This window comes from Photobacterium arenosum (genome assembly GCF_014841115.1).
GTDB lineage: Bacteria > Pseudomonadota > Gammaproteobacteria > Enterobacterales > Vibrionaceae > Photobacterium > Photobacterium arenosum.
Window position 1 is genome coordinate 20535 of sequence record NZ_JACYTP010000009.1, and the last position, 25141, is coordinate 45675.

The 25141-nt window shown below is 48.5% G+C and carries 24 protein-coding genes; 16 read left to right on the forward strand and 8 right to left on the reverse strand.

The window, feature by feature from the left end:
* Positions 1–3 precede the first annotated feature (3 nt).
* Both IFO68_RS14005 and IFO68_RS14010 read left to right on the forward strand, forming a co-directional pair.
* A complete protein-coding gene (locus tag IFO68_RS14005; protein ID WP_192016483.1) occupies positions 4–1701 on the forward strand; it encodes an EAL domain-containing protein in 1698 nt (565 codons plus the stop codon).
* Between the two features lie 381 nt (positions 1702–2082).
* Positions 2083–3681: a sensor domain-containing protein gene (locus tag IFO68_RS14010; RefSeq protein WP_192016484.1), complete on the forward strand. Its 1599-nt coding sequence runs from the start codon at positions 2083–2085 to the stop codon at positions 3679–3681.
* Positions 3682–3789: 108 nt separating this feature from the next.
* On the opposite strand, the gene IFO68_RS14015 is transcribed toward IFO68_RS14010, so the two are convergent.
* From IFO68_RS14015 to IFO68_RS14030, 4 genes are read right to left on the reverse strand one after another with little or no spacing between them, the layout of a single operon-like run.
* Positions 3790–4401 (reverse strand): SCO family protein, encoded by a 612-nt coding sequence (locus IFO68_RS14015; RefSeq protein ID WP_192016485.1) that lies wholly within the window; start codon positions 4399–4401, stop codon positions 3790–3792.
* Positions 4394–4795 carry a hypothetical protein gene (locus IFO68_RS14020; protein ID WP_192016486.1) on the reverse strand — a complete coding sequence of 134 codons (402 nt, stop codon included), beginning with the start codon at positions 4793–4795 and terminating at the stop codon, positions 4394–4396. The genes IFO68_RS14015 and IFO68_RS14020 overlap by 8 nt, the downstream gene beginning before the upstream one ends.
* Positions 4785–5357: a hypothetical protein gene (locus tag IFO68_RS14025; protein ID WP_192016487.1), complete on the reverse strand. Its 573-nt coding sequence runs from the start codon at positions 5355–5357 to the stop codon at positions 4785–4787. The genes IFO68_RS14020 and IFO68_RS14025 overlap by 11 nt, the downstream gene beginning before the upstream one ends.
* On the reverse strand, positions 5354–6553 hold the full coding sequence (locus IFO68_RS14030) for an MFS transporter (protein ID WP_192016488.1): 1200 nt from the start codon (positions 6551–6553) through the stop codon (positions 5354–5356). Before IFO68_RS14030 ends, IFO68_RS14025 begins: the two co-directional genes overlap by 4 nt.
* Positions 6554–6711: 158 nt before the next feature.
* On the opposite strand from IFO68_RS14030, the gene IFO68_RS14035 reads away from it, so the two are divergent.
* The 6 genes from IFO68_RS14035 to IFO68_RS14060 all read left to right on the forward strand — a co-directional run bounded on the left by IFO68_RS14035 (position 6712) and on the right by IFO68_RS14060 (position 10341).
* Positions 6712–7671, forward strand: coding sequence for a LysR family transcriptional regulator (locus IFO68_RS14035; RefSeq protein ID WP_192016489.1), 960 nt, complete (start codon positions 6712–6714; stop codon positions 7669–7671).
* Between the two features lie 148 nt (positions 7672–7819).
* Positions 7820–8059 carry a hypothetical protein gene (locus IFO68_RS14040; protein WP_192016490.1) on the forward strand — a complete coding sequence of 80 codons (240 nt, stop codon included), beginning with the start codon at positions 7820–7822 and terminating at the stop codon, positions 8057–8059.
* A gap of 33 nt (positions 8060–8092) precedes the next feature.
* Complete coding sequence (locus IFO68_RS14045; RefSeq protein WP_192016491.1) at positions 8093–8422, forward strand: hypothetical protein; 330 nt, start codon at positions 8093–8095, stop codon at positions 8420–8422.
* Between the two features lie 31 nt (positions 8423–8453).
* The gene (locus IFO68_RS14050) at positions 8454–8792 is read left to right on the forward strand and encodes a hypothetical protein (protein WP_192016492.1); all 339 of its coding nucleotides are present in this window, start codon (positions 8454–8456) and stop codon (positions 8790–8792) included.
* A gap of 43 nt (positions 8793–8835) precedes the next feature.
* On the forward strand, positions 8836–9171 hold the full coding sequence (locus IFO68_RS14055; protein ID WP_192016493.1) for a hypothetical protein: 336 nt from the start codon (positions 8836–8838) through the stop codon (positions 9169–9171).
* Between the two features lie 210 nt (positions 9172–9381).
* Complete coding sequence (locus tag IFO68_RS14060; protein ID WP_192016635.1) at positions 9382–10341, forward strand: DMT family transporter; 960 nt, start codon at positions 9382–9384, stop codon at positions 10339–10341.
* 90 nt (positions 10342–10431) lie between these two features.
* On the opposite strand, the gene IFO68_RS14065 is transcribed toward IFO68_RS14060, so the two are convergent.
* Positions 10432–10872 carry a GlcG/HbpS family heme-binding protein gene (locus tag IFO68_RS14065; protein ID WP_161456925.1) on the reverse strand — a complete coding sequence of 147 codons (441 nt, stop codon included), beginning with the start codon at positions 10870–10872 and terminating at the stop codon, positions 10432–10434.
* Positions 10873–11060: 188 nt separating this feature from the next.
* Entirely contained in the window at positions 11061–12581 is a 1521-nt protein-coding gene (gene aceB / locus IFO68_RS14070; protein WP_237028872.1) for a malate synthase A, read from the reverse strand.
* A gap of 390 nt (positions 12582–12971) precedes the next feature.
* On the opposite strand from aceB, the gene gcl reads away from it, so the two are divergent.
* From gcl to IFO68_RS14090, 4 genes are all read left to right on the forward strand, one after another.
* Complete coding sequence (gcl, locus tag IFO68_RS14075) at positions 12972–14747, forward strand: glyoxylate carboligase (protein WP_192016495.1); 1776 nt, start codon at positions 12972–12974, stop codon at positions 14745–14747.
* A 29-nt stretch (positions 14748–14776) separates the two neighbouring features.
* Positions 14777–15559 (forward strand): hydroxypyruvate isomerase, encoded by a 783-nt coding sequence (gene hyi / locus IFO68_RS14080; protein WP_192016496.1) that lies wholly within the window; start codon positions 14777–14779, stop codon positions 15557–15559.
* A 10-nt stretch (positions 15560–15569) separates the two neighbouring features.
* Positions 15570–16457, forward strand: a complete 888-nt coding sequence (locus IFO68_RS14085; protein ID WP_192016497.1) for a 2-hydroxy-3-oxopropionate reductase — start codon at positions 15570–15572, stop codon at positions 16455–16457.
* A 269-nt stretch (positions 16458–16726) separates the two neighbouring features.
* Entirely contained in the window at positions 16727–18010 is a 1284-nt protein-coding gene (locus tag IFO68_RS14090; protein ID WP_192016498.1) for a glycerate kinase type-2 family protein, read from the forward strand.
* A 482-nt stretch (positions 18011–18492) separates the two neighbouring features.
* Here IFO68_RS14090 and IFO68_RS14095 read toward each other — a convergent pair whose 3' ends face one another.
* Together IFO68_RS14095 and IFO68_RS14100 are read right to left on the reverse strand one after the other, a co-directional pair.
* The gene (locus IFO68_RS14095; RefSeq protein WP_192016499.1) at positions 18493–19221 is read right to left on the reverse strand and encodes a GntR family transcriptional regulator; all 729 of its coding nucleotides are present in this window, start codon (positions 19219–19221) and stop codon (positions 18493–18495) included.
* A gap of 208 nt (positions 19222–19429) precedes the next feature.
* Positions 19430–20062 carry a transglutaminase-like domain-containing protein gene (locus IFO68_RS14100; protein ID WP_192016500.1) on the reverse strand — a complete coding sequence of 211 codons (633 nt, stop codon included), beginning with the start codon at positions 20060–20062 and terminating at the stop codon, positions 19430–19432.
* Positions 20063–20321: 259 nt separating this feature from the next.
* Between IFO68_RS14100 and IFO68_RS14105 the strand changes: the two genes are divergently transcribed.
* From IFO68_RS14105 to IFO68_RS14120, 4 genes are all read left to right on the forward strand, one after another.
* Entirely contained in the window at positions 20322–21383 is a 1062-nt protein-coding gene (locus IFO68_RS14105; protein ID WP_192016501.1) for a lipase family alpha/beta hydrolase, read from the forward strand.
* A gap of 142 nt (positions 21384–21525) precedes the next feature.
* Positions 21526–22137: a 2OG-Fe(II) oxygenase gene (locus IFO68_RS14110; protein WP_192016502.1), complete on the forward strand. Its 612-nt coding sequence runs from the start codon at positions 21526–21528 to the stop codon at positions 22135–22137.
* A gap of 206 nt (positions 22138–22343) precedes the next feature.
* Positions 22344–24689, forward strand: a complete 2346-nt coding sequence (locus tag IFO68_RS22085) for a T6SS effector antibacterial DNase (RefSeq protein ID WP_192016503.1) — start codon at positions 22344–22346, stop codon at positions 24687–24689.
* Positions 24679–24933 carry a bacteriocin immunity protein gene (locus IFO68_RS14120; protein WP_218386420.1) on the forward strand — a complete coding sequence of 85 codons (255 nt, stop codon included), beginning with the start codon at positions 24679–24681 and terminating at the stop codon, positions 24931–24933. The genes IFO68_RS22085 and IFO68_RS14120 overlap by 11 nt, the downstream gene beginning before the upstream one ends.
* Positions 24934–25141: the final 208 nt, after the last annotated feature.

The following is a 25141-nucleotide window of genomic DNA, read 5'->3' on the forward strand; positions in this document are numbered from 1 at the left end:
GGCGTGAAATCAGGCATTATCAACATCAATTTAGCTGTAAACCGGAATCGGTTGTTAGAAGTCTTTGATGCGGGCAGTGAAGGCCTGTGGGAGATGACGCCAGGGAATGTGGTGAAATTTTATAATACGCGTTTTTATGAAAATTTTGACGTGAACTTGAATGGTTCTCCAATTCATGAGTGGATTGCCATTGTGCATCCTGATGATGTTGAACAATTCCAAAATAATGTGAATCGACAGGTGACGGAGAAGATCAGCTATTTTACCAGCCAATACCGGATTCGGAATCGGCAGAATGATTATCGCTGGATTGAAGCTGTGGGTGTACTGAATACCGACGAGCACGGCGAACTGCAATATCTGGTTGGTTCACATAAAGATATCACTGAAAAAAAATTGCATGATGAAAAATTATTCCAATTAGCTTACCGGGATTCACTGACCGGTTTGTGGAATCGTCGGCAATTGGTTGAGCAACTTAACGTCATTCAGGCGGATGGTGTACCGGGCATTATCACTACTTTTGGGCTGACGAAGTTTAGTCAGTTTGTCGAAGTTTTTGGTTTTGAGGCTGGTAATCAGTTGATAAAGCTGTGTTCTGAGGCGATTACTGAAGTCTTTACTGACACCGATCTGATCTTCCGTTCGTATTCCGATGAATTTGTTGTCATGCTCAAAGACTGCCCTGAAAAATCAACGCTATGTTGCACTATCAATAAAGCGATCACACTGTTTGATCAGCGATTCCGTGCCGTTCACGACACCACAATTCAAAAGTTAAATGCCGGGGTTTATCAATTACCCGGTGGTTCTGCAGCGGCTGAAGATGAAGAATCTATTTTATATAAATCTATGCTGGTTATGCGCCACGGCAAAGAGCACGATTCACGCATTGCGTTTTATGCAGACGATGAGCAGCGAGCCATTGAGCGGCATCTTTTTCTGGAAACCGGCATAGAGAAATCTATTCAGGATGATGAATTCTATTTAATGTTCCAACCGATAGTGTGCGCAACGACCGGGAAGATCAAGAGTGTCGAATCATTGCTGCGTTGGCACAGCGCCAGTTATGGCGAAATTAATCCGGGAGAATTTATTGGGATTGCGGAAGCCAATCAGGACATTATTCCACTGGGATATCATGTGTTGGATTTGGCGTGCTCATATATTGCGGAGTACCGCCGACAGCACCAGCATGATTTTAAAGTATCTGTGAATATTTCTGTTATCCAACTGATGCAGGCAGATTTTGTTCGTAAATTTCTGGCAATTGTTAATCAGTATCAGCTATCCCCGAGTTATCTGTCAGTGGAAGTGACCGAATCGGCCGTATTAGAAACCAATGCATTTGCTGTTGAACAGTTGCTGATTCTTAATGAGTTAGGTTTTTCAATTTCACTGGATGATTTCGGCTCCGGGTATTCCTCATTCAACACCTTCTTTTCTATTCCTTTTTCTCAGCTCAAACTCGACAGATGCATCGTCAAAAAAATGGCTGATGATTCATCCGTATACTCTTATGTCAAATTTCTGGTTGTTATGTGTCGTGAAAAAGGAATTTCTGTTGTCGCAGAAGGCATAGAAGATCTTGCTCATGCCGAATTAGTCAGAGAAGCCGGAGTTGATTTAATGCAAGGCTATTACTTCTATCGACCTATGGTAGGACAAAAATTGCTCGAGTTAGAAATCAGTCCCGATTGAACGTCGCCAGAACAGGGCAATGTTACCTCAGAGCATAATGGAATATGCTCTGAATGATTATTGAAGCATGACTAAGAATATATGCAGTAGCTAGTGTAGCTATAATCTTGCTTATTGATACTGATTTTCCTATATATTTTAGTTGATTTATCTTAATTTCAAATTAAAGCTAGTGGGTTAAGCTGTTTTTCTTCATAGAGTAATTATTCACTATTGTTGATATGTTAATCGTTTATCCTTGTATGGTATATTACGCGCTTCATTTTTTACTGGTACTCAACTGGGCTTAACGTGAAATCTGACATTATCGACAATAAAGTTGTTAATAATCAGCATAGGTTGTTGGAAATATTTGATGCTGGTAGTGAAGGTTTGTGGGAAATGACACCAGATAATATGGTGAATTTCTATAACACACACTTTTATGAAAACTTCGATGTGTCATTACACGGCTCACCATTGGATGAGTGGATAGCCATTATGCATCCTGATGATAAAAGCCAGTTTATTGAAAATATTAGCACTCAGGTTACAGAGAAAATAACCCGTTTTATCAGTCAGTACCGTGTGCGCAACCGGCAGGGGGAGTACCACTGGATTGAAGCGGTCGGTGTTATTCATGCTGATGACAGCGGTAATCTTCTGTATATGGTCGGCGCGCATAAAGATATCACAGAAAAAAAGCAATATGAGGACAAGCTGTATCAGCTGGCTTATTGTGATTCACTGACTGGGTTTAATAACAGACGTAAATTAATTGAAACCCTGACAGAGTTGCTGGAAGCCAAAAGTCATGCGGCGATAATGACATTTGGGTTAAATAAAATAAACCAAATAATGGATGTATTTGGCTACCAAGCGGGCAACAGTATCATATTGCTTTGTGCTGAGTGTCTGAAAGAAGCCTTTGGCTCGAAAAACGTGTACAAAACACAGCCAGATGAATTTGTAGTGTTACAGAAGGGTGTTTACTCTGAGAGCGTATTGAAACAACAAATTGCCTCACTGCTTACTGACTTTGAACAACGTTTTCGCTCTTTTCATCAGTCGACATTACAGTCACTGAATGTGGGTGTTTATTTGTTGAAAGAAGATAACTGCCTTAGTGAAGATGCTGAATCGCTGTTATATAAATCAACGTTAATCATGCGGCACGGTTCAGAAAAAGACGACTGTATTTCTTTTTATGTGGATGAAGAGAAGCGATCGATTGAACGCCATCTCTTTTTGGAAACCGGATTAAAAAAAGCAATTACAGACAAAGAATTATATTTGTTGTTTCAGCCCATTGTCTGTGCTGCAACAGGAAAAACAGTGAGTGTGGAATCTCTGGTTCGCTGGAACAGTGTTCGGTATGGCGAGATCATGCCTACTGAATTTATCAGTGTTGCGGAAGAAAACGGGGATATTGTCGAACTGGGCTACCATGTACTTGTGCTGGCATGTGAATTTTTAAATCAATACAGAGAGGCCCATTCCCGCGTCATTAAGGCGTCGGTGAATGTATCGGTTATTCAGCTGATGCAGCCTGACTTTGTTGCCCATTTTCTCGCTATTGTGCGCCACTATCAGTTACAACCAGAAAATCTGACGATAGAGATGACAGAGTCTGTCATTCTTGAATCGAATCCTTTTGCCGTACAGCAGCTGCTGGCACTGGATGAGGCAGGATTCACCATTTCCCTGGATGATTTTGGTTCCGGATATACCTCTTTCAACACCTTTTTCTCTATCCCGTTCACCCAGCTTAAACTGGACAGAGCCATTATTAAAAAAATGGAAGCGAACAGCGCAGTCCGAGCCTATGTGAAATTTCTGGTCAGCATGTGCAACGAGAAAGGCATCACTGTGGTTGCTGAAGGCATTGAAGACTATGCTCAGGCGGAACGGGTTAAAGAAGCCGGAGTTGATCTGATACAAGGGTTTTATTTTCATAAACCCAAGAGCGGCAAGGCGATTATTGAATCTGAAACTGTATAAATTCGACCTGCCAAAGCCATATGTACTGACCGTTGATACTGATTATTTGAGGTTTATGCAGTATCTGTAGCATCAATGTGTCAGTCACTCTGTTCGGGTTGGTTAAATTCAATTCAGTTTGGTTGTAAAGTCCCGCACTAAGCTGGGCATATCGAAGTCCGGGCTAAACCGCCCGCGGAAAACGCCTTCAGGGTCGATAATGGAAAATGTTACGGAATGTGCAACGCTGTAGTCTTCCTTGTTTGCTGAGACTTCAAAACGGATGCCAAGACTGTTGGCAAAGCGCGTTAACTGCGGCTCACTACCTGTTACACCGTGAATTGAAGCATCAAAGTACTGCAAATATTGGCTGAGTTCGACAACTGAATCCCGTCCGGGATCAACAGACACAAACACAAAACTAACATCATGTTCGCCAGGGTTTTCTGTCAGGGCGGCAGAGAGTCTTGATAGCTGTGCCAGACTGGTTGGGCAGATGTCAGGGCAATGGAGAAAGCCAAATAATACAATGGTCCAATGCCCCATTAATGACTGGTTAGTAAACTCACCGACCTCAGATTCAAGGCTAAAACTTGCCAGACTGCGCGGGTTGTCCAGCCACTCAATGGCTTGTGGTGTCTTGGGTTGCTGTGCGTTGAGTCCGAGGGCTACGATAGCTAATGTTGCCCCCAAGGCGATACTCAGACTAAGTAATAGAAAAACACGCTTTGTACTATTCATGTGCCTGTCCCTTATAACTGGTCACAATCAGCCACAGCGCCAGCAATGCGGGCAGTGTAACGCCGCCAAAATCAATGATCAGAAATTCAGGCCCGCAGATGCCAACAAGCACTTCCCACACATGGAAAATGGCATGGCCGGTTAACCAGGCAGTTGGCATCAACCAAAGCGTCAAGCTATGTCTGGTGTCAATCGCTCCCCAAATAAAAGCGGCACCGATCAGGCTGTAATTCATGCCGATATCACGCAGAAAGTGCTGATTGAACGGTCCCCGGTCTGGCACGCCCGGCACCATCCAATACCAGGGCTCAGGGGCGAGCGTCATAAACACACCGTTACCCAATGCTGCCAATCCGAGCAGCACAGCTATTGTGATGCGCCATTTATTCAGCATTCTCAGCCTCCCCGGTTAAAGCAGCGCTCCGCTCAGGTGTGATGTATGATGCGTTGATCTGAATTCGCTGACAGGTTTTCCCATAGCCCAAAGTGTATTTCAGGGCCGGAAAAACCCGATAAGTGCTGATGGCAAAACCAATTGTAATCAGCCCTTTGGGGCCCCACAAAGCCAGTATTTTCTCACGATAATCATCCGCTTCAGGGTGATGAGCCAATACAGATTCAGTAAATTTCACCACCAGGGCAATATCATCAGGCAGATTGTTTAAATCTTTATTGATAATGGCTTGTACAATATCCGGGCTTATTTTTGCCTCCAGAGCCATATTCACCGCCAATTGGGTGCACGGGCCGCAATCGTCCCAGAGAATGGCGCGTATTCTGGCGGCATACAGAGGCCCTGCGGGCAAATTACCCGAATGGGAAGACATGGTCTGGAATCCCATAAACTTCAGGAAAGCCCCAAGATCGGTTTTCAGAATATCCTGCTGATAACGAATGTCGTAATCGTAACGGTTTTTGAATGCCAGAAGCATCTTGCTGAACAGATAGCGAATCATATTGGGTCCTTAGTGTTTGGCTGATAGTGAGGTGGCAGCACACCGGTTTTTGTTCTTTCCTGTGCCTGAACAGGCTTGAATAACAGAAAGAGACACGAGAAAAAGACCAGGGCGCAGGCATAGAGCATGACCGAAAAGTTACCGTTATCTAATAAGCCGGAAGCGAGCAGCGGGCCTGTCGCTAAACCGACGGAAGAAACAACAGCCGCCAGCGCTGAAAGACGCCCTGTGACGTCCATGTCAGCCGTTACCGCTAACAAATAAGACTGAACGGCAGGCCAGGAAAAAAACAGCAGCGTCATTGAAGTGACATAAAGCAGCGGGGTGAGCGGCGAGACGCTGAGCAAGAGCGCAGAAATGCTCGACAGAGCAACACCAGCGAGAACCCAGGATAAACGACCAAAACGGTTGCCGCTTATCACAGGTAACATTGCCCCCAATAACCCCAGCAATCCGGTTATTGCAATATACAGACTGACATTATCCGTGCTAATGCCCGCACCGAGGCCGATGCGCCCGACATAAGTCCAGATAGCGCTGGCGGCAAGCTGATAGGCGGTGATGGCCAGCATCAGTAACACTGCGTTGCCATTTAGCTCGGTCAACAACAGCGATTGTTTGACTGGCTTGCGCTCACTGGCAAGAGAAGGCAGAAACAGCATCATAATCAGACTCAATAATGCAAAGCCTGCCATGACATAAAATACCGCATAAGCGCTCAGCAGCGTTTCAAGTGCCGGCAGCAGGTAAATTACCACAGCGCCCAGGCTGAACTGTATGAGTAACAAGGTGCCAAAAGCACGATCCGCATTGTTTAACCTGGCCAGTACAGAAAAGCCGATACCGACACAAAGCCCACCGAAAAGCCCGGCTAAAAAGCGCCAGCCGAGCATGACACTGTAGGTTTCAATCCATAAAGTCCCTATATCAACGACAGCTAGCAGGGCTAAAAACGTATACATGGCAGACTGCCAAGGCATTCGGCGTACCAGAAAAATAGCCACAGTGCTGCCCAAAAGACCACCGTATCCATTGAGCGCAACAAGCTGTCCGGCCTGCGCATCACTAAAACCAATACTGCCTGCGAGTGCATTAACCATACCCGGCAGAAAATTAATATAGGAAAGTCCGGCCATAGTGATAAATGCCAGGAAAAAATAAACCAGCGGATGATTGGCGGATACTTTTCTGAACATAATGCCTCATTGAAGTAACAGGATTTGTTGTTGGAGCCTGAATATTAAGATTCAGCAAAGGGAAGAAAAATAGGCCGAAATCCATTTGAGTCGTGAATACTATTCATGAGTCTTTATTGTTATAGTCAGCCAACGAATAAAATCTTGATGCTCAGTGAATGGATAAACTCAGGTCATTAGAAATATTTTTAGCCACGTGTGATGGTGAGAGCTTTGCGGCAGCAGCACGAAGCTGTAACACAGATCCGTCCACGGTCAGCAAGGCAATCAGCCGGCTGGAAGCGCAGTTAGGACTGACACTTTTTCAGCGCTCTACCCGACAATTGCGTATCACCGCTGCGGGTCAGCGCTATGCCGATACAGTGCGCAAGATGATTCAGGATCTCACCGTCTGCGAATATGAGCTCAAGCATTTGAATGACTCGCCCAGCGGTACTCTGCGCATCAATTCGGCCGTCTGTTACGGCCATCTCTATCTTCGCCCCTTGCTGCAGGCATTCTGTCAGCGTTACCCAGCCATCAAGCTAGATCTGGAAATCAATGATTTACACGCCGATATCATTGAGAACGATATTGATGTCGCGCTGCGTACGGGTTACGTAAAGGACAGTCGCCTGGTGGCCCGGCGCCTGAGCCCAATGGACTTTCTTGTTTGTGCCTCACCACACTATTTAGCGGCTCAGGGTGCACCCCAATGTGCCGATGACTTTCACCAGCACAGCTGGATTGGTTTTCGTATCAAAGAGACACGACAGCTACAGCCCATCTTTTTGCCGAATGAGCAGGGTGAATATGTTCCTTATGAATTAGAACGAACGCATGTCACTGATGATGGCGAAGCAATGGCCTGTATGTGTGCCGATGGTCTGGGCTTTGCTCAATTACCTCACTTTCTTGCAAAACAGGGCTTGAACAACGGCACCTTAGTATCCCTGTATCCTTATTTCAGACCGCCACAACCTGATAATGGTGTGTTTGCCATCTATCCTAAACGCGAATATTTACCCGCCAAAGTCAGAGTGTTTATTGAATTTATGACTGCATCTTTGGCATCTATGGGGGAAAGCACAAATCACACCTGGGCTGAAAACTGGGCGCCTCTTGTGAGTGGCCGGTAGTTTTGCGGGGTGTTCAATAAATTGGTTTAGTAAATTAATATAAGTGCCTTTAGTATAGAGTTTTAGCAGAAGTATGTGAGAACATGGTAATGCGGAATTAATAAAGGCTAAACCCGATAATTGTAATGTGTTTTTTTCAGGTGAATGAATGGAAAATTCAATTGGTATGTTATTAGTTGTAGCTTTGATGCTGGTAACTTTATTTGCTTTGAATCGGTTTTGTAATGTTATGAAAGAAATTTGGATGAATAAAAAGATTAATTGGGCGTTGATACTTCAGTGCTTTGTTGCTTCTTTTGTTACAATTCTTCTTTTTTTCTTTATTTCGGAAAATGCAGAAATGCTAAATATCAAGGTGAGCCCAGCAAATCCACCTATTCAAAGGTAGTTAGTAGAAAATTATATTGAAATGGAGATTGTTATGAAACAGGTTCTTATGACATTGATGTTGTGCTTTTCATCGTTTTCTTTCGCCAACTACTATTGTTTAGGCGAAATCAAGCACCTTGGTGTTGATTCTTCAACCCTTCATGTCAGTAATGGTTTTGGTGTGCATAAACTGTGTAATGTGTCTGAAGAACACTGTAAAGCGTGGATGTCTATGGGATTATCAGCCAAAATGTCGAATCGTCAGGTGGTGATTTATTACAGGCATCCGACGTTGGCTGGAAACCTGAGTGGCAGTCGCTGCAATGAAATCGGTGACTGGGTGGTGCCAGAAGATAGTGTTTACTATTTCCAAGTCTATTAAATGGCTATATTGTTATTAATTGAGAGAAAACATGAATAAAAAACATGCAAGTTTGGTTAAGGGGTTATTTATTGCAGCTGGGTTCCTGAGCACGCCGTTCGCTAGTGCAGATGTACTGTGTGAAGGGAAAATTCAGAATATATATAAGTGGTCAGACAGACAAACGTTGTCTATTCAGGTAGCCACGCCTGAAGGTGTGACGAACTGGATTCGGATGCCAACCAAGTCGGATGAATCGATGGCGTTAACGGCATTTGCCAGTGAAAAAACGGTACAAGTTCGCTGGGAAGGCGATCTGAATTTTACCAAGTGTGTGGATGGATGGCCGCATAATACCGAATTTGAAGGCTGGTGGCTGATTAAGGGCTAACACTCTTGGATATTTTTACACGTTAAGTTGGTTGGAGAATAAAATGAAAAAATGGAATAGATTTTTGCTTGTTGCGTTGTCGCTTTTATCTTTTAGTTCACATGCTGTATACAACGCAAATATGACTGGCGTAGTAACGCAAGTGTTAACTTATACGGATGGCAATCAGATTTATTTCTTGCTGAAGAATCAGCCAACATCACACCCCAGCTGTAAGCCTGATTTGTTCGCCATTGACGCGAGCACTCCTGGTGAAACCCGACATCAGGTACTGTCACGGTTGCTGACAGCCTATGCAACCGGTAAGCCCGTGAATATCGGCTACGACAAAGAAGGGGATTGTGCACATACCTGGATTCGTGCTCACCGGATCGGGTAATTGTTCGTTTTTGCAAGAATGGCCGTCACTGACAATGATGGCCATTTTTTATGTCTGACGCTCGATCTCTCCGTTTCACCAGCATGAAAAAACAATCCCGCCAGCTCCCCATAGAAAGCATTGCCTGAATGGCGGTTTAGTGTTGATATGGTGTCATCGTGTGACTTACACGAGTGTAATTGTCTGTTGTGGCACTAAAATGGAGCGTTTCTGTTGAATCCGAACTATAAGGCAAGCGCTATTCTGGTGCTGACGACTATGCTCGCGGCCATCGGGTGGATTTTCTCTAAGGAAACACTGCAGGGCTTGCCGCCTTTTCTGTTTATTGGCATGCGATTTCTGCTCGCTTCACTGTGTCTGCTGCCGTTTTGTTATGCGGCGTTAAGGCGCACTACGCTCAAAACAATCAGTTTTGCTGCCTTGGTGGGCGTGCTGCTGGGGGTAGCCATGATGTGTTGGATTCATGCCATGTCCAATACGGAAGCCTTAGCGGAAGGGGCATTTATTGCCAGCCTGTCGATGCTGTTTGTGCCGGTTGTCGCCTGGGTACTTTTCAGACAGAAACCGCCGCGGTCATTTTGGATTTCTATGCCAGTCGCGGTGGCTGGCATGGCGCTGTTATCGCTGTCCGGCGGCTGGCAGCAATCTGACAGCCAGATCTGGTTTGCCGCCTGTGCCTTTATGCTGGCGATACACTTTAACGTGAACAGCCGGTTTGCCCAGCAGATCCCGATCCTCTTGCTGGCCTGTATTCAGTTATTTGTCACCGGCTTGCTGTCGTTGACTATGTCATTGACCGTTGAGCAGATACCTGCGCAAGTGCCGGCGTCTGTCTGGGGCTGGTTCGCCCTCAGTACCCTGCTGGCCACCAGTTTACGTTACGTGTTGCAAACGGTAGGGCAAAAACAGATCACGGCATCGAATGCGGCATTGATCATGTTGCTGGAACCTGTGTGGACAGCAACGCTCAGCGTGCTGTGGTATGACGAAGTATTCACTTTGAATAAAGCGCTGGGATGTTTGCTGATTTTGTCGTCTCTGGTGTTGTACCGTGTGGGATCCCGGCCATTTCGGGCAGCGCGGCGGGTAGCCCGCATTGAGCGCGGCCCTGATTCTTTTATCGATGCTTCAGCTGAAACGCAGGCATGCACTAAGAAGAGTGACGAGTAACAGCAGCCATTAGTAATGGGCATGACTCGTCCTGAACAGTAAAAGGGCCATCAATGATGGCCCTTTGCATAGCGAACGGGGTATCTGTGATTACTCCACGACTTCCACTTCGTCCGCTACCAGGTTTGCCGCTTTGATGCCGGCGATGGCACACAGCTCATCCAGTTCGGATAAATCACCGCTGATGCCAACCGCACCCAGCAGGCAGTTGTTGCTGCCGCGGATCAGTACGCCACCCGGTACCGGCAGCAGGTTGCCTTCGGCCAGCACATTGACTGCCGACATGAACGCCGGACGCTGCTGGGCATCAAGGGCGAGTTTACGGGAAGAGCAGCCCAGCGCCAGGGCTCCCCAGGCTTTGGCGATGGCAATTTCAGGGCGGAGCATACTGGAGCCGTCCTGACGTTGCAGAGAAATAAGTTTACCGCCGCTGTCGAGAACAGCCACAGTGAGAGGTGCAGCACCTTTGGTCAGGGCAGTGCTGAATGCGCCCTTGGTAATTACCAGTGCTTCGTCCAGTGTTAAGCTCATAGTGATCCCTCCGATCAAGAATTAATTGACTAACTTTTTGAGCGGCAGCCGGTTCCCGACTGCCGGGTATGTTGTTTATGTGCCACCAATCCATGCTCGGTGAGCGGCTTTACTCCTAAAATGCCATTCATACATGATGACCGGGAGTAAACGTCTCTACCGCTCTGGGAAATCCCCTGAGCAGACAATCAGCCTACCAACAGCGGGTAGCTTGGCAATGTCAGGAATGGTGCAAATTCGTCTGATGTCGACAGTTCATCAAACAGTTTGGCCGCATCGTCAAAACGACGATTCTGGCTGTTATCCGTTTGTTCAAGCTTGAGGCTGTCCACTTCCTGTTGCAGCCAGTGGCGGAACAGCTCTGCGGTAAATAGCTGACCATCATCCAGCGTGACACCGTGGTGTATCCACTGCCAGATATTGGCCCGCGAGATTTCAGCGGTTGCCGCATCTTCCATCAGGCCATGGATTGGCACGCAGCCAAGCCCGCGGATCCAGGCTTCGATATACAGCAAAGCGATGCGCACATTCTTGCGAACACCGGCTTCATTACGGTGACCTTCACAAGGAGCCAGCAGATCTGCAGCTGTGATGTCGTTGGCGGCCGATGGCAGGTAATCAAGCTGGTTTGGCTTACCGCCGAGGCGCTGGTTAAACACTGTCATTGCGGTATCAACCAGACCAGGGTGGGCCACCCAGGTGCCGTCGTGACCATTGCTGGATTCACGCTCTTTGTCTTCGATGACTTTTTCAAGAACCTGCTTCATTTCTTCAGGGTCTTTACTTGGAATAAAGGCAGACATACCGCCCATTGCCAGCGCGCCACGCTGGTGACAGGCAGCAATCAGCAACTGGCTGTATGCCGTCAGGAAAGGCTGCGCCATGGTCACATCGTGACGGTCAGGCAGAATGCGGTCTTTATGTTGCTTGAGAGTTTTGATGTAACTGAAGATGTAATCCCAGCGGCCGCAGTTCATGGCAACGATGTAATCGCGCATGGCGTACAGGATTTCATCCATTTCAAAAACAGCGGGCAGGGTTTCGATCAGCACGGTCGCTTTGATGGTGCCTGTCTGCGCACCGAAGTAGTTCTCGGTGAAACGGAACACATCGGCCCACCACTGGCCTTCTTCCATCGACTCCAGCTTTGGCAGGTAATAGTACACACCTAAGCCTTTTTCAGCCCGGGTCTGGTAGTTATGGAAAAAATACAAGCCGAAATCCATCAGGCAGCCAGGGATAGATTTGCCCTGATACTGAATGTGCTGCTCAGGCAGATGCAGGCCACGAGGACGCGCGATCAGCAGGGCTGGATCATCATTCAGTACATATTCTTTCTGACGGTTGTCGTCGAAATAGCGCATTTCGCCCAGGTTGGCATCACGCAGGTTGATCTGGCCTTGTACCATATTGTCCCAGCTCGGCGCAGTGGCATCCTCGAAACAACACATAAAGACTTTCGCGCCTGAGTTCAGCGCATTGATCACCATCTTGCGATCAACCGGACCCGTAATTTCCACCCGGCGATCCTGAAGCGGAGCAGGGATATCAGCAATTCGCCAGCTTTTATCATTTCTGATGTCTGCTGTGTCGGCTCTGAAACCAGGCAGTTTGCCATTGTCGAATTCACGCTGACGTGCTTCACGGCGGGCAAGCAGATCGTCCAGACGGCCTGAAAACTGACTGACAAGTGCAGTCAGAAACGCCATGGCATCGTCGTTCAGGATAGCCTGATAGTCGGGTGACAGTGAACCAACGGCGAGCTGTAGGGAATCGGCTTGTGCCTCATGATGTTGTTGGGTATCCAATTGCGTCTCCTTAGAACAAACGGTCTATCGTTTTGTATACATTTTATAATTTTCCTATTATCTATAACCTATATGGGCGTATCAGGTAAAGTGGTTTTTATCACTATGTAAATCTGATGTTGTTTTTATGTGTCGCTATTTTTTAAGATAACCTACTGTTATTTAAATAAATAGTGGAGTTGCGGCATATTAAGTTTGTTTTAAATCGTAACAGCCCCCTTGCTAAGATCAATTATGTATGTCTAGAATACAATCATACACAACATTGTATACAATTATGCAGGAGGCAGTATGGCGAAGATGAAGGCAATTGAAGCCGCCGTTGAAGTTTTGAAAAAAGAAGGTGTTATTCAGGCATTTGGTGTACCAGGTGCAGCGATTAACCCAATGTATGCTGCACTGAAAAAACTGGGTGGCATTGATCATATTCTGGCTCGACATGTGGAAGGTGCTTCTCACATGGCTGAAGGTTACACGCGTACCAATACCGGTAATATCGGTGTTTGTATCGGTACTTCAGGCCCAGCGGGTACAGATATGATCACAGGATTGTATTCAGCAGCTGCTGACTCCATTCCAATTCTGTGTATCACCGGCCAGGCACCACGTGCTCGTCTGCACAAGGAAGATTTCCAGGCGGTTGATATCGAGAGTATCGCTAAACCCGTTGCTAAGTGGGCAACCACAGTACTGGAGCCAGCTCAGGTGCCACGTGCATTCCAGCAGGCTTTCCATCTGATGCGCTCAGGCCGTCCGGGTCCGGTATTGATTGACTTGCCTATTGACGTTCAGCTGGCTGAGATCGAATTCGATATCGACAGTTATGAGCCTCTGGAAGCGTACAAGCCAACAGCCAGCCGTGCTCAGATTGAAAAAGCATTAACCATGCTGAACCAATCCGAGAAACCACTGATTGTTGCGGGTGGCGGTGTCATTAATGCCGGCGCGTCTGACTTGCTGCAGCAGTTCGCTGAAATCACCGGCGTACCAGTGATTCCAACGCTGATGGGCTGGGGTTCACTTCCGGACAACCACGAATTGATGGTAGGTATGGTGGGTCTGCAAACAGCACACCGTTACGGTAACGCCAACATGCTGGCTTCCGACTTCGTGTTTGGTGTTGGTAACCGCTGGGCAAACCGCCACACAGGTTCTGTAGATGTGTACACCAAAGACCGTAAGTTTGTTCACATTGATATCGAGCCGACTCAGATTGGCCGCGTATTCTGCCCGGATTTAGGTATCGTATCGGATGCAAAAGCGGCACTGGAACTGATTGTTGAGGTTGCCCGCGACATGAAAGCCGCCGGCAAGCTGGCCGACCGCAGCGCCTGGGTTTCTGAATGTCAGCAGCGTAAAGCCACTATGCTGCGTAAGACGCACTACACTGAAACGCCAGTGAAGCCAATGCGTGTTTACGAAGAAATGAACAAAGTGTTTGGCGAAGAGACCTGCTATGTGAGCACCATTGGTCTGTCTCAGATTGCCGCTGCTCAGTTCCTGCATGTGTACAAGCCAAATCACTGGATTAACTGTGGTCAGGCTGGTCCTCTGGGCTGGACAATTCCTGCCGCGCTGGGTGTGCGTGCAGCGGATCCGCAACGTCCGGTTGTGGCACTGTCTGGTGACTATGACTTCCAGTTCATGATCGAAGAGCTGGCTGCGGGTGCGCAGTTTAATCTGCCGTATATCCACGTACTGGTGAATAACTCTTACCTGGGTCTGATCCGTCAGGCACAGCGTCAGTTTGACATTGATTACTGTGTACAACTGGCGTTCGAGAACCAGAATGCGCCGGAGCTGAACGGCTATGGTGTTGACCACGTTGCTGTGGTTGAAGGTCTGGGCTGTAAAGCCATTCGCGTAACGGATCCTGAGAAGATTGCCGATGCCTTACGTGAAGCGCAGGTTCTGATGAACAAGCACAAAGTACCTGTTGTGGTTGAAGTGATTCTGGAGCGTGTAACGAATATCGCGATGGGCGTTGAGATTGACGGCATCAACGAGTTCGAAGCACTGACAGAAGATCAGGCTGATGCGCCGACGGCCATCACCTTTAACCAATAATATTCCACGAATAGCAAAAGGAATGTGACATGCCGAAACTAGCAGCAAACTTATCCATGCTCTTTACGGAAGTACCTTTCATGGAGCGTTTTGAGGCCGCCGCGCAGGCGGGCTTTCGCGGGGTGGAATATTTATTCCCGTATGCTTTTGAAAGCGATGCTATTAAAGCCAAGCTGGATGAGAATGGTCTGACTCAGGTACTGTTCAATCTGCCTGCTGGCGACTGGGATGCTGGCGACCGCGGTATCGCGGTCGACCCTAAGCGTGTGGAAGAGTTTCGTGCCGGTGTACCGGAAGCCATCCGCTATGCCAAAGCGCTGAACTGTACGCAAGTGAACTGTCTGGCAGGGATTGTACCTGCCGGCGTCACCCCGGGGCAGGCGGAAGCAACATTTGTTGATAACTTGCGCTTTGCCGCGGCAGAGCTGAAAAAAGCGGGTATCAACCTGATCATCGAAGCGATTAACACCCGTGATATTCCAGGATTCTTCCTCAATACCACTCAGCAAGGTCTGGATATTATTGAGAAAGTCGGCAGTGACAATCTGGAGCTGCAATACGACATCTACCACATGCAAATCATGGAAGGTGATCTGGCAACGACCCTGAGTCGTGAACTGGGCCAAATCCGCCACGTGCAGCTGGCTGACAATCCAGGCCGTCACGAACCGGGTACCGGTGAGATCAATTACCACTTCATGTTCAGGCATCTGGATGAAATTGGCTATGAAGGCTGGGTCGGCTGTGAGTACAAACCGCAGACCACTACCGCAGAAGGCCTTGGCTGGCTGAAAGAATTTAATCAAATCTAAGGAGAGGATAATGACGACTATCGCATTTATCGGTACAGGCATCATGGGTAAACCAATGGCCGAGAACCTGCAGAAAGCTGGACACCAACTGGTCTTTTCCGACCATTACAATCCAGCTCCGGCAGATTTGGTTGCCAACGGTGCTCAGGTTGTCCATTCGGCGAAAGCCGCCGCGGAACTGGCCGAATACATCATCCTGATGGTGCCAAATACCCCTCAGGTTGAAGAAGTGCTGTTCGCTGAAAACGGTGTGGCTGAAGTGCTGAAAGCGGGTAAAACCGTTATCGATATGAGTTCTATCTCACCTATCGAAACCAAAACGATTGCAGCACGAGTAAAAGAAACCGGTGCCGAGTTCCTGGATGCACCAGTATCCGGCGGTGAAGTGGGTGCGATTAATGCTGCGCTGACCATCATGGTTGGTGGTACTGAAGAAGCCTACGCAAAAGCACTGCCACTGTTTGAAGTCATGGGTAAGAATATTAACCTGGTTGGCGATAACGGTGCAGGCCAGATCTGTAAAGTGGCTAACCAGATCATCGTTGCTCTGAACATTGAAGCGGTTGCTGAAGCCCTGGTATTTGCCTCTAAAGCCGGTGCCGATCCGGCGCGTGTTCGCGAAGCGCTTATGGGTGGCTTTGCCAACTCTAAAGTGCTGGAAGTCCACGGTGAGCGTATGGTGAAAGGCACCTTTGATCCGGGTTTCCGCATTCAGTTGCACCAGAAAGACCTGAATCTGGCGCTGTCCGGCGCTGAAGCACTGGGCATGTCTTTGCCAAATACCCAGTCTGCTCAGAACCTGTTTGACGCCTGTGTGAAACTGGGCGGCGAAGGCTGGGACCACTCAGCATTGATTCGTGCGATTGAAGAGCTGGCTAATCACAGCATCCGTCAGTAATCTGATGAAAAGGCGGCATCATTGATGTCGCCCCAGGATACAGCTGGAAATCAGCTGTATCCTGAATAATTATTGTCACATAACAATTTTTAGTCTCCTTTGGTTATGTGGTCCCGAAACCGCGGGTTGGATATTAGGGCTGGCTTCTTGTCAGAGGTGGCTTAGCCGGCCCTACCAGTTCGATAAACAATGTGGGTGACAGTGACGGTTTCGGGTTTTTTCCCCTGTTGCTTGCCGTAACTGGGAGCTAACTTGACGTGGAGCGCAACATGCAAATGGAAACGCATGCATTTTTGACTGCACTGTTTAATCGTGCAGTAAAACAGGCCCTGCCCGGTGAAACCCTGAAACACTATTTACCTGAAGACAGAACAGGTAAAGCGGTGGTAATAGGGGCGGGTAAAGCCGCCGCCTCAATGGCCAGAGCACTGGAAAGTGTCTGGGAAGGTGAATTGGAAGGTCTGGTCGTGACTCGCTATGGTCACACCGCCGAATGCCAGAAGATCGAAGTGATCGAAGCCGCTCACCCGGTGCCGGATGATGCTGGCCGTGAAGTGGCAGAACGCATCCTGAACCTGGTTACCGGGCTCAACGAGAAGGATCTCGTGATCTGTCTCTTGTCTGGTGGCGGTTCGGCCTTGCTGAGTTTGCCTGCTCCCGGCATTACCTTCTCGCAAAAGCAGCAAATCAATAAAGCTTTGCTGAAATCCGGGGCGGCCATTGATGAAATGAACTGTGTACGCAAGCACCTGTCTGCCATTAAAGGCGGAAGGCTGGCTAAGGCCGTTGCACCTGCACAGCTGATTACACTGGCCATTTCGGACGTACCCGGTGATGAGGCAACAGTGATTGCTTCCGGTCCGACGGTTGCTGATCCCACTACCAGTAAAGATGCCTTAGACATATTGAGCCGCTATCAGGTGAGCGTACCCGACTCAGTGACTGAGTGGTTACACAGTCCTGAATCTGAAACAGTAAAACCGGGCGATGCCTGTCTGGAGCGGGCCAGGTTCGAACTGATTGCCAGCCCTCAGCTGTCATTGGAAGCGGCTGCCGAAGAGGCCAGCCAATGGGGTATCCCGGCGCATATCCTGAGTGACTGCATTGAAGGTGAATCTCGCGATGTCGCCAAGGTACATGCTGCACTGGCGAAACAAATTGCAGACCGCGAACAGCCTTTCACGCCGCCGTGCGTATTACTGTCTGGTGGTGAAACTACTGTGACAGTCAGGGGCGAGGGACGTGGTGGACGTAACAGTGAGTTTTTGCTGAGTCTTTATCATGAACTGCAGGGCCACCCGCAGATCTTCGCACTGGCCGCTGATACCGATGGTATTGACGGGGTAGAAGATAATGCCGGTGCGGTACTGAACCCGCAAAGTTATCACCGGGGACAGGCTCTGGAACTCAATAGCCAGGACTATCTGGATAACAATGATGGATACACTTTCTTTAAACAATTGGATTCATTGTTAACAACCGGTCCAACACTGACGAATGTTAATGATTTTCGCGCCATTCTGATTCTTCCGAAGGAGGAATCCGGTAACTGAATAACTCCTTGAGTTATGTTGTAAGTTGTAAGAGGCAACGGTAGGCACAGTTTTCTTTGTCCTTGGAGACTGTGTGCCCTTTGGGAATAGTGTCAGCGGCACTATTCCTTTTTTTATTGTTATTTCACCACGTACCGTCATTTCCGCGCAGGCGAAAATCCAGTCAGTCAGTCAGTACAAAACCCATTATTGATTGAGCAGAAAGGGCAAGGCTGAACTACACAGTCTGCCGGCTGGTTGTATAGGATACTTTGTGATTTTGTCATGCAAAATCTCAGTGAGCAAAAGCACATTAAGAAAAGATGAACACAGGTAAATATTTGTCTGAACAGACTAAAAAGAGGAATGGGTGGGAGCGTGCAGCACCAACTTATACAATACCGAACTGAACACGTAGGCTGCATGCCCCACTGAGAACAGTATAGGGCATGATGACATTGTATACAATGTTGTTCTTTATTTTTCGTTAAATTGTTTACGATTTATCTTCGCTTTAACACAACATCTGAAAAGACAGCGTGGAGGTCACTGCTAATGGCTTCATCATCAAGGGCTAACTTGGCATTGATGTGGCCCAGGTGACTGCGCATCAGTGAAACCGCTTTCTCTGTTTCACCCGCTTCAATGGCGTCAAGCAGCTGGTTATGTTCATCAAAGGAGCATTGACCACGGTTGCCGACTTCATAAAGTGCAATGATCAGAGAAGTTTGCGACACAATACTGCGCTGGAAAGAAAGCAAAGGAGGGTTATTGGCCATACTGGCCAGCTGGATATGGAATTCACCGGAAAGGCGGATACCCCGGCCCACATCGCCTTGGTCAAAAGCTGCATGCTCATCTTTAACCAGTTCACGTAATTTGGCGACTTGTTCGCTGGTTGCATGTTCAACGGCCAGCTCGGTGATGGCGAGCTCCAGCACTTCACGTGCTTTCAGTACCTGCCGGGCTTCTTCAACATTAGGTGCAGCGACAATGGCACCACGGTTCGGGCGAATTTTAACAATCTGCTCGACAGACAGGCGAAGTAAGGCACGGCGGATAATGGTTCGGCTGACACCGAAAATTTCACCCAGAGCTTCTTCATTGAGCTTGGTGTTTGGTGGCAGGCGCTGTTCCAGAATGGCATCAAAAATGTGTCCGTAGACAATATCATCCTGGGTAAGTGTCGGACCCACAGTGGGTGATTTCTTTAACGTTGATTTTTTTTTCACTGGCGTGGTCACTACTTCTCTCCTAAAGCTTCTCCAGCTGCCCCGTTATTGTATGCAATTAACGCAAAAAAGCGAATTAACTTTTCAGAGTAAAATAAATAATCATATTTTCTCCGGCTCGCTTGCGCTCTTGAATCGCGATTGATCAGGGAAAAATGAAACAGAGTGTATAACCGCGTCCTGATGGCGACTCACTGACGGGGCGAAACTATTGAGTGCTAACCCGGTCCTGATTGAATAAATCTGCAAATTTCGGATAAGCTTCGGAGGCGGTTTTTCTAATAAATTCAATGGGCATGTCATCAAAACAACCGTGGTATTTTACATACTCCATGTGTTTGCTACCATCTTTTGTCGCGGAATGGAGAATAGCGTCATGTTTACCGTCAAATTCCAGTGGTTCAACGTTAAACTTCTCGCATAAAGCACGATCGAATACAGGCGTTACTTTCACCCAGCCCTGGTTCAGCCAGATCTCTGCATAACCATGCAGAGCGAAGTAGTCTGTTCCCAGCCATTCAACCAATGCCGGTGTTGATAAGTGATTGATCACATCCGCGAGACCAAGACGGGCCGGGATACCGTGTTGACGGCACAGTGCGACCATAAGCGCCGCTTTTGGGATGCAATATGCCTGATTTTTCTGAAAGCAATAACTGGCTTTCAGACTGGGCAGGCCATCCTGCAGCGTGTAGGGATTGTAAACAATCTCATCGCGAACCAGATAATACATGCTGATGGCTTTCTCGGCCGCAGTGTTACCTGTCACCTGTCGACTGAAGCTTTGGATAGCCGGGTGATTAAAATCAAAGTAGTCGGTAGCGATCAATTGGTCTTCCATGTTAAGAGATCCTTTATGCTGTTATTCATTAGCAGACTAGAGTCTAAGCTCTATCTTGGCGAGTAGCACGGAAAGGTTTTGTGCGAGAGCTTGAGGTAATTCACATCAATGCTGGCATACCACAGATGGCCTGTGGACCCTATCCTATTCTTAGATATGACTGGCGACATACCAGAACCTTGATCTGTCGTGAGACACAGCATTGCATGGTGGTGACCAGCGGTTGGCCTGATCTGAGATCTGATGTAAAGGTGTGAGTATGGTATTAAAGCGACGGATTAACCGAACACTTCAGTTGCTGTTAAGCGATCTGTCAGATCGAGCTCTTGTCAACGCGAATCAATGGCGGGCAGGTTTGGGGGAGTTTGTTGAAACCGGCTTGCCGCCTGTGCCCAGCGATCTGGTGATCGCCACAATGAACGGTGTGATGGGGGATTCGCTTGAAGAGCGCAAAAGCCGGTTAGCACAGAAAATGGCATTCAGCAGCGGTATGCAGCCACTGAGCCTGGATCCTATTACGCTGGCCGGGCAATTGTCGCTGCCGCAGTCCCGGATTGTGATTTGTGTGCATGGCTGGTGTATGAATGACAGCCAATGGCAACGTAAGCCCCATGATCATGGGCGAAATTTGGCGAAGTTTGGCTATACACCCGTTTATCTGCGTTACAACACCGGGCGTCACATTTCATCCAATGGTGAAGATTTCGCTTTATTGTTAGAGCAGTTGATTGCTGCGTGGCCTTGTCCGGTACAGGAGATTGTCATTATTGCCCACAGTATGGGGGGGCTGGTCAGCAGGAGTGCATGTTTTTATGCCAGCAGACATCAGGTGAGCTGGATAAATCAGCTCACCACACTGATTACCCTGGGCACCCCGCATAACGGTGCGCCTCTGGCAAAATTGGCCAGCTGGGCTGAAACCCGGATTGCGGCTGTGCCTTACCTGCAATCTGTGGTTAACCTGACCCGGCTGCGCAGCGCCGGCAGTAAAGATCTCAGTCTGGGAACCATCTGCCATTCCGACTGGCAACGTGAGCCACCGCCGCCTTACCCGCTTCGTCCTCCCTTACCTGAGGGCGTGGCCTGTTACGCTGTTGCCAGCTGTCTGAGCAAACACATACAGGATGAAAGAAGCCGCCGTATCGGCGATGGCCTGGTGCCGGTCGCGAGTGCGTTGGGGGAAGGGGATGAACAGCAGCTGGCAGTGGGTTTTCCGGCCGTTAATCAGTGTGTCGTTGGCAGTGTGAATCATATGGGATTGCTCACACATCCTTTCGTTGCCAGAAGAATAGAGCAGTGGGTTCTGGCAAATAGCGGATAACCATCAAGCAGATTATTTTATGGTGAGAAACTGTAAAATTTATCCATGAGTTTTTTTTATCTTTCCCATTCAACCAATGATTTGTGACTCGCGATGTGAGTGTCTATAAAGCTTCAACGCTAGGCTAATACGGACTCATCGCATGGATCTCGACACTATGCTTGATAGCCTGCACACGCAGGGTTGGTGTGTGTGGGACGATTTTCTTTCTGCAAACGAAATATCTGCATTGTTGCAATGCTTACCCTCTGAATGGTCACAAGCTGGCATTGGGCGTCAGGATGCCCATGCGCATGTGGCGTCGATCCGAAGCGATAAGATTCATTGGCTGAAAGAAGAGATGGGCCAGCCGGTTTATCACTATCTGGATAAGATGGAAGTGATCCGACAGGCGGCTAATCGCTACCTTTACCTGGGGCTGTTTGAATACGAGGCGCATTTTGCCAAGTACGAGCAGGGGGATTTTTATAAAAAGCATCGTGATAGTTTTCGTGGCAAAGCCAACCGTATTCTTACGACTGTGTTGTATCTGAATGATCAAGACTGGCAGGAAACGGATGGCGGAGAGCTGGTTATTTACAATAATGATGAGAGCTTTCTGACAAAACTGGTGCCTAAAGGCGGGCGTCTGGTGATGTTTCTATCTGAAGATTTTCCTCATGAGGTGCTGCCAGCACATCGCCCGCGTTTCAGTATTGCGGGTTGGTTTCGGCTCAATGGCGTGAGCGCAGGCAGTCTGGATATCGCGGTGTAATTGTAGAATGATCATGCGCCCTGCAAGGGTCAACGTATAGGGTCAGCCGTCTTTCATTTCCACGCCCGAAACCGGCAATTCGCAACCTGAAACCTGTTATTTCCACTGAAAGTCACCCTCAAAAACCGTCACACCGCAACCGCTTCCCAGTGGTAAAATCTTGCGCAAAATGTTTGATATAGCTGCTTTTTTGTTAAGGGGGCATTGTGAGTGCGGATGACGATTCAGTGAAAAAAAGATATCCCAGGGCGTCTTATGCGCCCCTTGAGGATTACTCCACCCTTGCACCTCCGCCGCCGGCAGGGGAAGACCCGGAGCCAGTGGCACAGTTCGAGTACAGTTTTGATCTGTCCTGTTCGGCAGAGTCATTGCACCAGCACAGCACTTGCGAATTTGCGTTAGGCAACACCGAAGCAGAAGACTGGCGGGCAAACTGGCAAATCAAACCGATTGAACAGGGCTATCGCCACACCACAGAGGTCAGGGTTGAAGAGCCGAAACATTTGTACGTGAACCGCGCCAGCTCATCGCTGGGTGTGACTCCGGTTGAGCCGGTGACCGTTCATCCCAAAGGAGCCGGTCAGGCGCAGGACGCCTTCGTGGCTGTTATGCCTGCGGTGGAATTTGACGGTCGTCTGGGCCACCCCACACAGGGTTACTTCTACCATTTTTGTGACGATAAGCTGATGCAAGAATACCAGATTCTTGGTAATAAGCGCTGGGCATTTCAGGCGACGTATTCAACCCACGACCGGCTTCACGATGATCTGCACCATGGCGTACAGAGTGCTATTTTGCTGCCGTGGAAACGGGGCGGGCAGAAGGCAGACAATCAGTATCTGGTCTACCGCCGTGAGCGGATCACCCGCCTGCATCTGGATAATCTGAGTGAAGACTGGCTGGTACAAAACGGCGTCAAAATCGATCTCGGTGCGCTGCTGGATGCCATCAAAGAGCCTGTTGTTGTGCGGGAAAACAGTAGCAATGAGCAGCATCAGACTGAGTTAACAAGCTCTCATACGGTACAGCGTGATCCGGCCACCGGACAGCGGGAATCATGGTCTGATATTGCCCGGCAATACGGCCTGACCGCCCGCGAACTGCTGGATTTGAATCCAGGCTATGAAGAAAACCCCTTATTGCTGGAGGCGGGGCATATTCTGACGGTGCAATCACCGGATGCTGTGGCTGCCTCCGAGCCGGTCAGAGAACGGCCGCCGGTGCCGCCAGCCGATGTTAATCAGCCGCTCAACACTTGCTATCACTACGACGGTTCGTGCATTGAAGACACCAGCATCATTCCGATGTATCCCAGCGGGCTGGCGGCAGACATTCCTGTCGTGCGTATCAAGTCGGTGGTAGCGCCGGTGTTTGCCAAATCCTGCGATATCCCGCGAGGGTGCACAGACGCCGGTACATCGCCAGAGCCGATCACCAACTTTGGGCCGTTCTCGTGGTTTTTCAGCTCGGCTCATGCCAATCCAATCGCAGTTATTCAGGCACAGCAAGCCACCCAGTCAGCACTTGCGAGCAGTGCTGGTGGCGCGGTTGGCAACAAGGCACTCAGTTCGGCCAATAAGGATGCCGCTAACGCTCTCATCAGGCTGACCGGTAAACTCGGCAGTGTGCTGGACGACTATCGGCTGATGACCTCAGGCGGGATTACCTCAGTGCTGATGATGCAGCGTAAAATCTGGCACGATGACGACACCCAGCACACCGAAGAAGAGCTGCATAACTTAGAAAGCGTGCAAAGCCGTATCCGCATCCGCCTGACCGACCCGGCACCGGGCGAATCTTATCCGCAGGTTCGTGCGTATCACATGGATGACACCCGCATTCCGGTGCGTTATGTCGGACTGGATCAAAAGACCAACAGCTACTCCGTTGCGCTGGAGGAAAACGGCCCGCATATTACCTGGACGCCGAATGAAGAGGGCAAACCAGAGTGGCAGCTGACACCGGATCATGACGATGGTTTTGAGGCGGACGATATTCGCACCACACCGATATCTGATATGCCAACCCCGACGGTTGAAACCGATCCTGCCGCAGAAGAAGCCCACTGGAGCGATGCGATTCTGGTGTTTCCTGTCGATTCAGGGATTGCACCGCTTTATCTTGTTTACAAAGAAGACAGGCGTAATCAACCGGGTGTTGTCACAGGTAAAGGGAAAGATGTGCCGTGGGAAGACGGTTACTGGCTGGGCAAGGCGGCCAATGAAGGACAGGGGCAGTATATTCCAACCGCTATCGCAGATGCGTTGAGAGGGTGTGAATTTAAAACGTTCTCAGGATTGCAAACTGCAATATGGAAAGAAGTTGCCAAAAACCCAGAACTATTCAACCAATTTAAAACTTCGAGTCAGATTCAGATGAAAAAGAAAGGGAATGCACCATATTGTTTGCCTGATTATTGGGCTGGAGAAAGGGGAAGGTATGAAATACATCATGTTGAAGAAATTCAACATGGCGGGGATGTATATAATATTGATAATCTTAGAATAAATACTGCAAAAAATCATGTAAGGATCCATTCTAATGAAAAATGAACTAAACCAATACACTGAACAAGAGTTCCTCGAACTAGTTAAAGAGCCTTATGATGAGAATTGTGATGATCAATTAGTTGATGAGCTTCTTATTTTCTTCAATAAAAAAATTCGACATCCCAGAGGAAGTGCTTTGGTCACACATCCAGATATGTGTGGCATTGAAGACTCACCAGAAGCTGTGGTATCTGAACTTAAGCGCTGGTATGCCGAGCAAGGTTTACCCTGCTTCAAATCTGAATAATCATCGTACTGCACGCCACAATTGGTGAATTCCATTGATTGTGGCGTGTAATTCTCCCCTCAGCCCGATTTACTGGCAAATGTCTCCCTTCATTTAAACCGCATCCGCCTGACCGACCCGGCACCGGGCGAATTTTACCCGCAGGTTCGCGCGTATCACATGGATGACACCCGCATTCCGGTGCGTTATGTCGGACTGGACAAAGTTT